The 12509-nt window shown below is 68.1% G+C and carries 12 protein-coding genes; 9 read left to right on the forward strand and 3 right to left on the reverse strand.

The window, feature by feature from the left end:
• Nucleotides 1-219 precede the first annotated feature (219 nt).
• Together H0B54_RS13805 and nifA are read right to left on the reverse strand one after the other, a co-directional pair.
• Nucleotides 220-1110, reverse strand: a complete 891-nt coding sequence (locus H0B54_RS13805; protein ID WP_188260788.1) for an adenylate/guanylate cyclase domain-containing protein — start codon at nt 1108-1110, stop codon at nt 220-222.
• Nucleotides 1111-1232: 122 nt separating this feature from the next.
• Nucleotides 1233-3113 (reverse strand): nif-specific transcriptional activator NifA, encoded by a 1881-nt coding sequence (nifA, locus tag H0B54_RS13810; RefSeq protein ID WP_188260789.1) that lies wholly within the window; start codon nt 3111-3113, stop codon nt 1233-1235.
• 367 nt (nt 3114-3480) lie between these two features.
• On the opposite strand from nifA, the gene H0B54_RS13815 reads away from it, so the two are divergent.
• From H0B54_RS13815 to H0B54_RS13825, 3 genes are read left to right on the forward strand one after another with little or no spacing between them, the layout of a single operon-like run.
• Nucleotides 3481-4131: a TetR/AcrR family transcriptional regulator gene (locus H0B54_RS13815; RefSeq protein WP_094307461.1), complete on the forward strand. Its 651-nt coding sequence runs from the start codon at nt 3481-3483 to the stop codon at nt 4129-4131.
• The gene (locus H0B54_RS13820; RefSeq protein WP_188260790.1) at nt 4128-5087 is read left to right on the forward strand and encodes an HlyD family secretion protein; all 960 of its coding nucleotides are present in this window, start codon (nt 4128-4130) and stop codon (nt 5085-5087) included. The genes H0B54_RS13815 and H0B54_RS13820 overlap by 4 nt, the downstream gene beginning before the upstream one ends.
• Nucleotides 5084-6025 carry an ABC transporter ATP-binding protein gene (locus H0B54_RS13825; RefSeq protein WP_188260791.1) on the forward strand — a complete coding sequence of 314 codons (942 nt, stop codon included), beginning with the start codon at nt 5084-5086 and terminating at the stop codon, nt 6023-6025. The genes H0B54_RS13820 and H0B54_RS13825 overlap by 4 nt, the downstream gene beginning before the upstream one ends.
• A 68-nt stretch (nt 6026-6093) precedes the next feature.
• Here the strand turns inward: H0B54_RS13825 and H0B54_RS13830 are convergent, their stop codons facing one another.
• The gene (locus tag H0B54_RS13830) at nt 6094-6462 is read right to left on the reverse strand and encodes a hypothetical protein (RefSeq protein ID WP_188260792.1); all 369 of its coding nucleotides are present in this window, start codon (nt 6460-6462) and stop codon (nt 6094-6096) included.
• Nucleotides 6463-6606: 144 nt separating this feature from the next.
• Between H0B54_RS13830 and H0B54_RS13835 the strand changes: the two genes are divergently transcribed.
• From H0B54_RS13835 to H0B54_RS13860, 6 genes are all read left to right on the forward strand, one after another.
• A complete protein-coding gene (locus tag H0B54_RS13835; RefSeq protein WP_188260793.1) occupies nt 6607-7740 on the forward strand; it encodes an ABC transporter permease in 1134 nt (377 codons plus the stop codon).
• Nucleotides 7741-7890: 150 nt separating this feature from the next.
• On the forward strand, nt 7891-8835 hold the full coding sequence (gene mepA / locus H0B54_RS13840) for a penicillin-insensitive murein endopeptidase (protein ID WP_188260897.1): 945 nt from the start codon (nt 7891-7893) through the stop codon (nt 8833-8835).
• A 149-nt stretch (nt 8836-8984) separates the two neighbouring features.
• Complete coding sequence (locus tag H0B54_RS13845; RefSeq protein WP_188260794.1) at nt 8985-9950, forward strand: SAM-dependent methyltransferase; 966 nt, start codon at nt 8985-8987, stop codon at nt 9948-9950.
• A 131-nt stretch (nt 9951-10081) separates the two neighbouring features.
• Complete coding sequence (ykgO, locus tag H0B54_RS13850) at nt 10082-10207, forward strand: type B 50S ribosomal protein L36 (RefSeq protein ID WP_012973122.1); 126 nt, start codon at nt 10082-10084, stop codon at nt 10205-10207.
• Nucleotides 10208-10379: 172 nt separating this feature from the next.
• The gene (locus H0B54_RS13855; protein ID WP_188260795.1) at nt 10380-10904 is read left to right on the forward strand and encodes a methyltransferase domain-containing protein; all 525 of its coding nucleotides are present in this window, start codon (nt 10380-10382) and stop codon (nt 10902-10904) included.
• Between the two features lie 117 nt (nt 10905-11021).
• Complete coding sequence (locus H0B54_RS13860) at nt 11022-12509, forward strand: FAD-linked oxidase C-terminal domain-containing protein (protein WP_188260796.1); 1488 nt, start codon at nt 11022-11024, stop codon at nt 12507-12509.

The raw sequence follows: 12509 nt of genomic DNA on the forward strand, positions 1-12509 counted from the left end.
CAACCGGATGAATTGTGGAGTTCCAGTGGGTTAGGCGGTTGTGTCGGGCCTGTGGGCCATGTCGGCAATCCGACAAAGGCGGACAAAGCCAAACAATGGCCGACAAACACGCCGCCTGTCGGGGTCCTGACAAGGGGCGGCGATCATGTTTGAAGTCCCCTTTCCCCGGAGGGGAGAGGGTTAAGAAGGCCAACTGCGTTGCCCTATGATAAGGGGGTATCACGCGCTCCCGACCTGGAAGGTCAGGACATGGTCCTCGTCCGGGCGCAGTGGCTCTCCCCCGAACCCGATCAGCCCGCGGCCAGTTAGCTTCGTCGAATCGCGGCGCAGCAGCAGGGAGGGGGAGTCGCCCGTGCGGATGAAAGTGCCGTTGGTCGAATGGTCGGTCAGCAGGAAGCCGCCGCGGCTGAAGTCGATCACCGCGTGCTGGCGCGAGGTGCGGCGCGACGGGATGCGCAGGCCGCAGCCCTCGTCGCGTCCCACGGTGACGCGCGGCAGCAGTGGGGTCAGCGTCGCGTCGGCGCCGCGCCCGGACAGGCGCAGGGAGGGCAGGCCGCGCCCGCTGCCGGGCTCGGACGGGGGCAGGCCGACGGTGGCATTGTCCTCGGCCTCCGGCGTGGCGTCGCCGTCGCGGATCTGGTGGACTCGGACCGGGGCCGCCTTTCCCTTCACCGAAACGCTGTTCAGAAGGCGGGCCCGCTTCCGCAGGGCCGGGGAGAGGCGGTCGACCAGATCGTCGGTCGCCAGAATCTCGCCGGGGCGGGCGATGGCTTCCAGCCGGGCGGCGACGTTGCAGGCGTCGCCGTAGAGATCGCCGGGGCCGGCGATCACCGGGCCGAAATGCAGCCCGGCGCGCAGCCGCAGTCCGAACTCCCCTTGCCGCTCCATCATGGCGAGCGCGGCGCGGGTGGCGCCGTCGCTCATGGGGAAGCAGGCCAGAAGCCCGTCGCCCAGGCTTTTCACCACCGTGCCGTCATTCTCCCCGACGATCCGGCGCAGGCCCTCCAGCACCCGCTGGGTCAGCGCCGCGGCCTTGCGGTCACCCGCCAGTTCGTAGAGCAGCGTGCTGTCGGCGATGTCCACGAAGAGGAGGGCGAGAGGCTTTTCCATAAATCTGCGGCAACCGGGGAGAGTGCCGGGAGGTTAACACACACCCGGGCACCTGTCCCGGTTGTGCAGCGGCATGCCCCTTATTCCGCAGGGGAGAAAGGGGCTGTGCTGTGCCCTGGTCGTCAAAAGCGCTTGATCTCGATGTTGTACTTGCGCAGAGCGTAGCTCACCTGACGGGTCGTCATGCCGAGCAGGCGGGCGGCCTTGGCCTGCACCCAGCCGGTGCGCTCCATCGCCCAGAGCAGGCGGTCGCGCAGCGAGCCCGACTCCGGCTCGTCCAGCGGCACCTCCGCGGCGGGCGGCGCAGCGGCATTGGCAGCCGATGCGGGCGCGGGAGCCGCGGCGGCGGGCGCGCTCGGCTCCGGCAGGGGCAGCGGGATCAGAGGAACCGGAACCACCGGCTGGGCGGCACCGCAAACCGGCGACGGGCCGGCGGAACAGCCCGACGCGCAGGCCGGCCACGCGCCGCCGGCACTCACCGGTTCCGGCACCGGGGCGGGCATGGCCGGGGTCTTCGGCGCGTTGGCCGGCGCCGGACCGCCGGGACGTCCCGGAGGAACGCGGTTGACGGCCCCCGGCCCCATGGACGGGGCGAGCCCGCCGACCGACGCGCCCAGCGTGCGGTACTGGAACAGCACCGAGGAGTTGCAGAGGTTGAGGCTGCAGGACAGGGACTCGGTGCGGATGATGCCGTCGCGCGACTGGGTGGCCGCGCGCTCGATACAGTTTTCCAGCTCTCGCACGTTGCCGGGCCATGTGCAGCGGTTCAGGATTTCCAGCGCCTCGTCCTCCATGACGAGGGTCATGCCGTTGTCCTTGGCGAACTTCGCCACGAAATGGCGGGCCAGCGGGCCGATGTCCTGGCGGCGCTCGCGCAGCGGCGGCAGGTGGATGGTCACCACGTTGATGCGGAAATACAAGTCGGCGCGGAATTTGCCGTGGCCGACCGCCTCCTCCAGGTTCAGGTTGGTGGCGCAGATCAGCCGGACGTCGGTCTTGATGGTCTTGGACCCGCCGACCCGCTCGAACTCCTGCTCCTGCAGCACGCGCAGCAGCTTGGCCTGGAAGTTGGGGGAGATGTCGCCGATCTCGTCGAGGAACAGCGTGCCGCCGGAGGCCAGCTCGAACCGCCCCTTGTGGTCCTTCTGCGCGCCGGTGAAGGCGCCCTTCTCATGGCCGAACAGCTCCGATTCCAGGAGCGATTCGGGCAGGGCGGCGCAGTTCACGCGGATGAAGGGGGCGTCCTTACGCGGCGACATGTTGTGGATGGCGCGCGCGATCAGCTCCTTGCCGGTGCCGCTCTCGCCGCGGATCAGCACGGTGGACTTGAAGGGCGCCACCCGGTGGACCTGGGCCATCACCTCCAGCATGTTGGGGCTGGTGCAGACCACGTCGTTGATCGGGGCGGCGATGGGCCGCAGCTCCTTCTGCATGCGGAAGGTTTCCCGCATCATGAAGCGGCGTTCCTCGGCCACGGTGCGGTGCAGGCGCACGGTCTGGCCGATCAGGTTGGCGACCATGGTCAGGAAGCGCACGTCGCTGCCGAAATGGCCCTGCGGCCCTTCATCGGAAATGCGGTCGATGGTCAGCACGCCGACGACCACCCCCGCGGCCTTGATCGGCACGCCGACCAGCGAGGCCACCTGCTCGTCCAGATCCTCGCGCCCGCCGGTGCGGTTGAGGAACAGCGGTTCCTCCGCCAGGTTCGGGACGACGGCGGGCATGCCGGTCTTCAGGATGCGGCCGGTGATGCCTTCCCCGTCGCGGAATTCGATCTGGGCTGCGGCCTCGTTCGACAGGCCGTTCGCGGCGACCAGCCGCAGCACATTGTCCTCGCCGACCAGATAGACGCGCCCGCGGTGCATCTGGAGCTGGTAGGCCAGCGCGCGAAGCACCTCGCGCAACGTCTGCTGGAGGTCGAGAGAGGAACCGAGGATCTTGCTGACCTCATAGATGGTCAGCAGCTCCAGGTTCGACGTGGACTGGCGCATTGCACCCGGCATGATCGACACCCCCTGCTCAACCGGGACTCCGGACGCCGCGCACCAGCGCGCTCGTCGCATTGATCCCGGCACGGCGCCTTGAACCGTTCCTCCCGGGGTGGGGTGTGCGCTCGTTGCTGATCGGCGCCATTGACCACCGGTGCGCCCGCCCCGCGTGCTTCCGTGACAAGCCGTTCGCGCTGCGGACTGTCGAAAGTTTCGGAAACTCTCGGTCGAAAGGCAAGCCCTTTTGCATATCAGTTGCTGCGGTGCACAATGACTTATGGCTGCGGCAGAACGGCACAACCCTTGAGAAAACTGGAATTTCAGCCGGGAACCAGCTAATAACTGACTGGTCAGTAATATTTTCTCCACCCTGGAGGACGGCATGCCGGAGAATGATCCCGCCGTTCCGCGCTGGCGCCGCCGCAAGGAGGCGCGCCCCCGGGAGATCGTCGACGCGGCCCTGACCGTCTTCGGCGAGCGCGGCTTCGCGGCGGCCCGACTGGAGGACGTCGCGGCGCAGGCCGGGGTCAGCAAGGGCACGCTCTACCTCTACTTCCCGAACAAGGAGGAGCTGTTCAAGGCGGTGGTCCGCGAGGCCATCCTGCCCAACCTGGACATGGCCGAGCGTCTGCTGGCCGGAGCGCAGGGGCCGAGCTTCGCCGTGCTGGAAACGCTGCTGACGCTCTTCGCGACGCGCATCCTGAAATCCCGTGCCGGCGCCATTCCCAAGCTGATCATCGCCGAGGCCGGCAATTTCCCCGATCTTGCCCGCTTCTATTACGACGAGGTGATCCGCCGCGCCTTCGCCCTGCTGGCGGCGGTTCTGGAGCGCGGCATGGCGCGCGGGGAGTTCCGCCCGGTGGACGTCGATTCGACCGTCCGGCTGATCGTCGCGCCGATGCTGATGAGCGCGCTGTGGCGCTCCTCCTTCGAGGCTCTGGAGGGTCGCCCGCCGGACGTCGCGGCGCTGCTGGCCGCCCATCTCGACGCGCTGCGCCGGACGCTCGCCCCGGAGGGAGGGCCGCCGTCATGAGCTGGGTCGCCGAAACGCTGGCGGCGGCCCTGTCCGTCCTCGGACTGGGCGGCGGGGACGCCGTGCCGCTGGCCCACGGCTATGCCGAGGGCGAGTATCTGCGCATCGCCGCCCCGGTGGCCGGGACGCTCGACACGCTGGCGGTGACGCGCGGCGGGCGGGTGGAGGCGGGCGCCCCCCTCTTCGCGCTCGACCGCACCAGCGCGCGGGCGGAGCGCGACCGGCTGGCCGCCGCGCTGGGGCAGGCGCGGGCGCAACTGGCCGACCTGCGGACGGGCCGGCGCCCCGACGAGCTGGCGGTGGTGGCCGCCCAGCGCGCGCAGGCCGAGGCGGCGCTGCGCTATTCCGAAACGGAACTGGCGCGGCAGCAGACGCTGGTGGCGCGCAAGGTCAGTTCCGACGACCGGCTGGACGCCGCCCGCGCGACCCGTGACCGCGACCGCGCGCGGCTGGAGGAGCTGACCGCGCAACTGGCCGTCTCCAACCTGCCGGCCCGCCCCGACCAGATCCGCGCCGCCGAGGACGCCGTGGCCCAGGCCGAGGCGGCGCTGGCCCAGGCGGACAAGCGTCTCGCCGAGTTGGCTCCGCCGGCGCCCGAGGCGGCGCTGGTCGAGGACACGCTGTTCAACCCAGGCGAATGGGTGCCGGCGGGCGCCCCGGTGGTCTCGCTGCTGCCGCCGGGGAAGCGGAAGCTGGTTTTCTTTGTGCCGGAGCCGCTGATGGCCCGCGTCCGTCCGGGGGACCGGGTGACGGTGCGCTGCGACGGCTGTCCGCCCGGCCTGTCGGCGCGCGTGACCTATATGGCGCCGCGGGTGGAATACACCCCGCCAGTGATCTACAGCGTCGGCAGCCGCGAGAAGCTGGTCTTCCGCGTGGAGGCGCGGCTGGAGGACGGGGCGACGCCCAACCCCGGCCTGCCCCCCGGTTTGCCGGTGGACGTGGAATTGCCGCCATGACCGGAGATGCCGTCATCGACGTGCGCGGTCTGGTCAAGCGCTTCGGCACCAAGACGGTGGTGGACGGCTTCTCCATTCGGGTGGTGCGGGGGCAGATCTACGGCTTCCTGGGGCCGAACGGGTCGGGCAAGACGACGACCATCCGCATGCTCTGCGGGCTGCTGACCCCCGATGCGGGGGAGGGGACCTGCCTCGGGCTCGACATCCGCCGCCAGAGCGCCGCCATCAAGCGGCAGGTCGGGTACATGACCCAGAAGTTCAGCTTCTGGGAGGATTTGAGCATCGCCGAGAATCTGGATTTCGTCGCCCGCATGTACGGGCTGCCGGACCGGAGGACCAAGGTCGCCGCGGCGCTGGAGCGGCTGGGGCTGGGCAACCGGCGGGCGCAGCTGGCGGGGGAGTTGTCCGGCGGCTGGAAGCAGCGTCTGGCGCTGGCCGCCTGCATCCTGCACGAGCCGAAGCTGCTGCTGCTCGACGAGCCGACCGCCGGCGTCGATCCGAAGGCGCGGCGGGAATTCTGGGACGAGATCCACCGGCTGGCCGGCGACGGGCTGACCGTGCTGGTCAGCACCCATTACATGGACGAGGCGGAACGCTGCCACGCCATCGCCTACCTCGCCTACGGCCGGCTGATGACCCAGGGCAGCGTGGAGGAGGTGATCGCCACATCGGGGCTGGTCACCTACGAGGTCGGCGCGCGGGGGGCGGGCGGGCCGGACCTCGGGCATGTCGCGGCGGCGCTGCGCGACCGTCCGGGTGTCGAGATGGTCGCCGCCTTCGGCGCCCGGCTGCATGTCAGCGGGGGCGACGGTGCGGACCTGGAGGCGGCGTTGCGCCCGTGGGCCGCCGACCCGGGCCTGCTGGTGCGGCGGACGGATCCGACGCTGGAGGACGTGTTCATCCACCTGATGAACCGCAGCACGGACAACTTCGCATGACCGCGCCGGTGGGCAGGATCAGGCCGTCCCCACAGCCTTGCGAAAGCCGGTGCGGGGACGGCGCGCGGTCACTCGATCGACGCGGAGGTCACGCCCGTGTTCTTGTTCCAGCGCAGCGTCAGCTTGGAGATCTTGCAGAGATTCAGGTTCTGCCAGACCGCCGACTCGCCGTCGTCGTAGATGACCTTCATGTCCCACTTGCAGGTCTTCTCGGCCTTGTCGAAGCTCAGTTCGAATTCCTCGCCGTCATCAAGGACGTCGCGGCCGAGAATGTCTTCGTCCCACTTCTCGTTGGCGGACTCGCTGACATAGATGTGCTTCAGCGCGTAGCCCGTCTCGTTCGCGATGGTGAAATCCTGTTGCCCGGCCATGGCGGCGCCATGAAACAGGAACAGGGCGGCCACGGCAGCGGCACCCTTGGCAAGAATAGATGTCACGGTATGTCTCCCGCATACGATTTAATCCTTTCGGACGGTGCTTGAAGCAATTTCGATATGTCAACGGTCGTCAAGTCGCTCGGTGTGGAGCTGAAGTAGAAGGTTGTGTTTCTTTTTTGAAATGCACGGTTGGGGAGGGGCGTCATGGCGCGGTTTTCCTTTGCGCGCTTCGTCGCGGTGATGGTGAAGGAATTCATTCAGATGCGGCGCGACCGGCTGACCTTCGCCATGATGGTGGGGGTGCCGGTGCTCCAGCTCGTGCTGTTCGGCTTCGCCATCAACTCCGACCCGAAAAGCCTGCCGACCGCCGTCCACGCCGCCGACCCCAGCCCCTTCGCGCGCACGCTGGTGTCGGCCATGGTGAATTCCGGCTATTTCGACGTGACCCGCGGCGCCGACAGCCCGGCCGAGCTTGACCGCCTGCTGGCGGAGGGACGGGTGCAGTTCGCCGTCACCATCCCCGCCGGATTCGCCCGCGATCTGCAGCGGGGCGAGCGGCCCGTCCTGCTGGTCGAGGCCGACGCGACCGACCCGGCGGCGACCAGCAACGCGCTGGGTGCCTTGTCGACCATCGCGCGGCAGGCGCTGGACCCCGACCTGATCGGGCCGCTCGCGCATTTGCGTTCCACCCCCGACCCGGTCGAGCTGCGTGTCCACCGCCGCTACAACCCGGAGGGCATCACCCAGTACAATGTGGTGCCCGGTCTGATGGGGGTGGTCCTGACCATGACCATGGTGATGATGACCGCGCTGGCCGTCACCCGCGAGCGGGAGCGCGGAACGATGGAAAACCTGCTGGCGATGCCCGTCCGCCCGTTCGAGGTGATGCTGGGAAAGATCGTGCCCTTCATCCTGGTCGGCTACATCCAGGTCGTCATCATCGTCCTGGCGGCCCGGCTGCTGTTCGGCGTGCCCATCGTCGGCAGCCTGAGCCTGCTGTCGGTTGTGCTGGTGCTGTTCATCGCCGCCAATCTGGCGGTGGGGTTCACCTTCTCCACCGTGGCGAAGAACCAGCTTCAGGCGATGCAGATGTCCTTCTTCTTCTTTCTGCCGTCGATGCTGCTGTCCGGCTTCATGTTTCCCTTCCGCGGCATGCCCGGCTGGGCGCAGGCGGTGGGGGAGGTGCTGCCGCTGACCCATTTCCTGCGCATCGTCCGCGGCATCCTCCTGAAAGGCAACGGCCCGGCGGAGATCGCGGGGGAGGTGGCGGCGCTGCTGGCTTTCCTGGCGGTGGTCACCGTCGTCGCGCTGAAACGCTACCGGCAAACCTTGGACTGAGCAGTAAACGGGGGGTGGGGCGGCCCTTCATCGTCGCCGCCCGGCGTCGGCGCCAAGTCGAAATCGGTTGTGACATGAGCGTGAGCCTCACGTTTCGTTAAGAAACATTGGCTCTAATCTTTCCCGATTGGCGGTCCGTGGGGGAAGATGATGCGGCGCTTGGCAGTTGGCCCGACGGTCGGGATTCTCGCGGCGGCTCTGATCGCCGCTGCTCTCGCCGGCCCGGCCGAAGCCGGATCGCACAAGAAGAAGAAGCCCTCGCCGCCGGCTCCCAATTCCATCGCCTGGAGTCAGGTGAGCGGTCCCGCCCTGGGGCCGGCCCAGTCCATCGGCGGCTACGCCGCGGGCTGCATCACGGGGGCGCAAGCCCTGCCGGGGGAAGGCACCGGCTACCAGGTGATCCGCATGTCCCGCCAACGCTATTACGGCCACCCGGAACTGATCGACTATCTGAAGGGGTTCGGGCGGAAGGTCGCGGCGGCCGGGCTGGGGACCGCGCTGATCGGCGATATGGGGCAGGCGCGCGGCGGCCCGATGAGCTTCGGCCACGCCAGCCACCAGATCGGGCTGGACGCCGACGTCTGGCTGCGGCTCGACCACCCGCCGATGGGCCGCAACGCGCGGGAAAGCCTGACCGAGATCAAGTACGTCGATTACGGGCGCGTCCGCGTCACCGAGGACTGGTCGGAACGGCAGGCCCAACTCGTCCGCATCGCCGCCAGCGACCCCCGCGTGACACGGATCTTCGTGAACCCGGCGATCAAGCTCGCCATGTGTCGCCATTCCTGGCCGGACCGCGCCTTCCTGCGCAAGCTGCGCCCCTGGCATGGCCATGACGGGCACATGCACATCCGGCTGGGCTGTCCGGCGGGGAGCCCGCAGTGCGAGGACCAGCGCGACATTCCCGACGGCGACGGCTGTGGCGACGAGGTCGAATCCTGGCTCGGTTCCGTCTACCCGGTGGTGGAGAGGCACAACGGCAAGCCGCAGCCGCGCCACGTCAGCATGCCGCCCTCCTGCAGCGCGGTGCTGCGCGCCGCCGGGACGCGGGTCGCCGCTGTGGACGATTCGCACGGGGAGAAGGCGTTACGGTAATGTGACGCAGGATTTTGCGCTTGCACGAATGGAGCGCCCGGATACTGTGAAACCCGGAATGAATTCGTTCGGGTGGCGGAAACACCATGTCCGCCGCCTGAACGAACCGGTCGTCCGGCGGTCCAGGCAACGGGGCAGGCGCGAAGGCGATGAGCGATAACAGCGGACACGATCACGCGGGCGCTCCCCGCATCACGCTCAAGACCCGCCTTCACGCTTGGTGGGAGGGGTACGACCTCTCCGGCCTGAAGGGCAAGAGTGGGGAGGGGGACGGCAAGCCGCAGGCTGGCGCCGCTCCGGTCCAGCCCGCCGTCCGGGGCCATGGCCCCGGCGTGAACCGCTGGGGCAAGCCGCTGTGGAGCGCCAACCGGATCGAGGTGGCGGAGAAGCTGTGGGGCGAGGGCTTCAACACGCCGGGCGGCCACGACCACATCCCCTATCTGGTCAAGCCGCTCGGCCTCAATCCGGCGATGAGCGTGCTGGACCTGTCCGCCGGTCTGGGCGGCACCAGCCGCACGATGGCGAGCAAGTACGGCTGCTGGGTCACCGGGCTGGAGGCGTCGGAGCTTCTGGCCAAGGAGGGGATGATCCGCTCCTTCAAGGAGGGGCTGGAGAAGAAGGCCCCGATCGAAACCTACGATCCGGAGAATTTCAGCTATCCCAAGCGCGTGGACGCCATCGTCTACAAGGAGGGGATGTTCTCCGTCCGCGGCAAGGACCAGCTGTTCGACGGGATGGAACTGGCGTTGAAGCCGCGTGGCCATCTGCTGATGACCGATTACGTGATCGAACCGGCCCTGGCCGGGGCCAAGGCCGTGCAGGTCTGGTGCGACAAGGAGCCGATGCAGCCGCATTTGTGGTCCAAGGACCAGATGGCCGCCGCCTTCGCCCAGCGGAACCTGGACCTGCGAATCGCCGAGGACATCACCGACACCCACCGTGGCCTGATCGTGAGCGCCATCCAGGGGTTGGTCGAGCATCTGGAACGCCACCATATGGACCACGAGACCAAGATCGCGGTGATGGACGAGGTGGAGTTGTGGGTCCGCCGTGTTTCCGCCATCGAGGCGGGCATGAAGGTCTGCCGTTTCTACGCGCTGAAGCCGGCGGAGTAGGGGGCGAGGCGGCTCTCCGCCTCCACAACCGCAACCGTGAGAGGGGCGCGCGGGGGGCGTTGACAGCGGGGGTGCGCCGCACTATGGTGCGCGCCTTCGATCGAGCCGCCGACCGACCAGGATGAAGAATTATGAAGATCGTTAACTCTCTGAAGTCGATGAAGACGCGCCACAAGGCCTGCCGCGTGATCCGCCGCAAGGGCCGCGTCTACGTCATCAACAAGCAGAACCCGCGCTTCAAGGCCCGCCAGGGCTGAGACCGACGGCCGGGTCCGCCCGGCCGACGAGTGCTGTGTTGTTGAACGCGACGCCGCGCCGTTCCCTTGGGACGGCGCGGCGTCGCGTTTTGCATGCTTGGTGCTTGTTCCGGTTGCAAGCCGCATCGAATCCGGACAATTTCAGGCCGCCTGTGCGATCCGGAGTTGTTGGATGACCAAGAGTTTGGGTGCCAGAAGTTTAGTCACCAGAAGTTTGGATCTGGGGTGCGGTCCCAACCCGAAGAATCCCTTCTCTGCGAGCGAACTGTTCGGGCTCGACGTCGAGGAGCACCCCGCACCGCACATCCGTACGGCGGATCTGGCTGTGGATGCGCTTCCCTTCGAGGACGGGCACTTCGACTATGTCACTGCCTTCGATGTGATCGAGCATGTTCCGCGAATCGTCTACGCGCCGCATCGCCGCTACAGCTTCATCGCGCTGATGGATGAGATCCACCGCGTTCTGAAGCCGGACGGGCTCTTCTACGCCCAGACCCCGGCCTATCCGCACGCCGAGGCGTTCCAGGACCCCACCCACGTCAACATCATCACCGAGAACACCTTCGCCCTCTACTTCGACGACCAGCACCGTTGGGCGGCCAATTACGGCTTTCGCGGGGCCTTCCGGGTCCTGTCGCAGGAATGGCGCGGCTTCCACCTGCTGTCGACGCTTCAGAAGGCGCCCGCTCCGGCCTGACCGGGTGGCGGGCGTCAAAAGGGGGACTGGTGCCGGCGCGGCTTCGATGCTACCTCTGAAAGAGGAACGCCGCAGGAACAACCCCGGCGACCGAAAAGAGGGGGAGGACGGCCGGCCATGCGGATGCCAGCGCCCGACGACGGCGTCATCGCGCGCCGACGCGAAATCATCGCAGCGCTGCGGGCCATCGTGCCCGGCGAGGGGGTGATCGCCGACGAAAGCGAACTGCGCGCCTATGAATGCGACGGGCTGACCGCCTACCGCCAACTTCCCATGGTTGTGGTGCTCCCCAGCACGACGGAGCAGGTGAGCCAAGTGCTCAGAACCTGCAAGGCGATGGGGGTGAAGGTGGTGCCGCGCGGCGCCGGCACGTCCTTGTCGGGCGGGGCCCTGCCGCTGGCCGACGGCGTGCTCCTGGGGATGGGCAAGTTCAACCGCATCCTCGACATCGACGTCGCCAACCGCTGCGTGGTGACGCAGCCGGGGGTGACCAACCTCGGCATCTCCAACGCGGTGGCGCACGAGGGCTTCTATTACGCGCCCGACCCCTCCAGCCAGATCGCCTGCACCATCGGAGGCAACATCGCCGAGAATTCCGGCGGGGTGCATTGCCTGAAATACGGGCTGACCACCAACAACGTGCTGGGGCTGGAGATGGTGCTGATGGACGGCACCATCCTGCGGCTGGGCGGCAAGCATCTCGATGCCGGCGGCTACGACCTGATGGGCGTCGTCACCGGCTCCGAAGGGCTGCTGGGGGTGGTGACCGAGGTCACGGTGCGCATCCTCAAGAAGCCGGCCACCGCCCGCGCGGTGCTGATCGGCTTCCCGACCAGCGAGCAGGGCGGCGACTGCGTGGCCGCCATCATCGCCGCGGGCATCATCCCCGGCGGCATGGAGATGATGGACAAGCCGGCCATCCACGCGGCGGAGGATTTCGTCCATGCCGGCTACCCGCTGGACGTGGAGGCCCTGCTGATCGTCGAGCTGGACGGCCCGGCGGCGGAGGTGGACCATCTGATCGATCAGGTGGCGGAGATCGCGCGGTCCAAAGGCTGCTGCTACTCCCGCGTCTCGACCTCGGAGGAGGAGCGGCTGTCCTTCTGGGCCGGGCGCAAGGCGGCCTTCCCGGCGGTGGGGCGCATCAGCCCGGACTACTACTGTATGGACGGCACCATCCCGCGCAAGGCGCTGCCCCTGGTGCTGCACCGCATGCAGGAGATGTCCGACCGCTACGCCCTGCGGGTCGCCAACGTCTTCCATGCGGGCGACGGCAACCTGCACCCGCTGATCCTCTACGACGCCAACAAGCCGGGCGAGCTGGAGCGGGCGGAGGCCTTCGGCAACGACATCCTGCGCCTGTGCGTCGAGGTCGGCGGCGTGCTGACCGGGGAGCATGGCGTCGGGGTGGAGAAGCGCGACCTGATGACCGACCAGTTCGACGAGGTCGATCTCGATCAGCAGCAGCGCATCAAATGCGCCTTCGACCCCGACGGGCTGCTGAACCCCGGCAAGGTCTTCCCCAAGCTGCACCGCTGCGCCGAACTGGGCCGCGTGCACATCCACAAGGGGGAGCTGCGCTTCCCCGACATTCCTCGATTCTGA

The organism is Azospirillum tabaci, from assembly GCF_014596085.1.
Classification (GTDB): Bacteria; Pseudomonadota; Alphaproteobacteria; order Azospirillales; family Azospirillaceae; genus Azospirillum; species Azospirillum tabaci.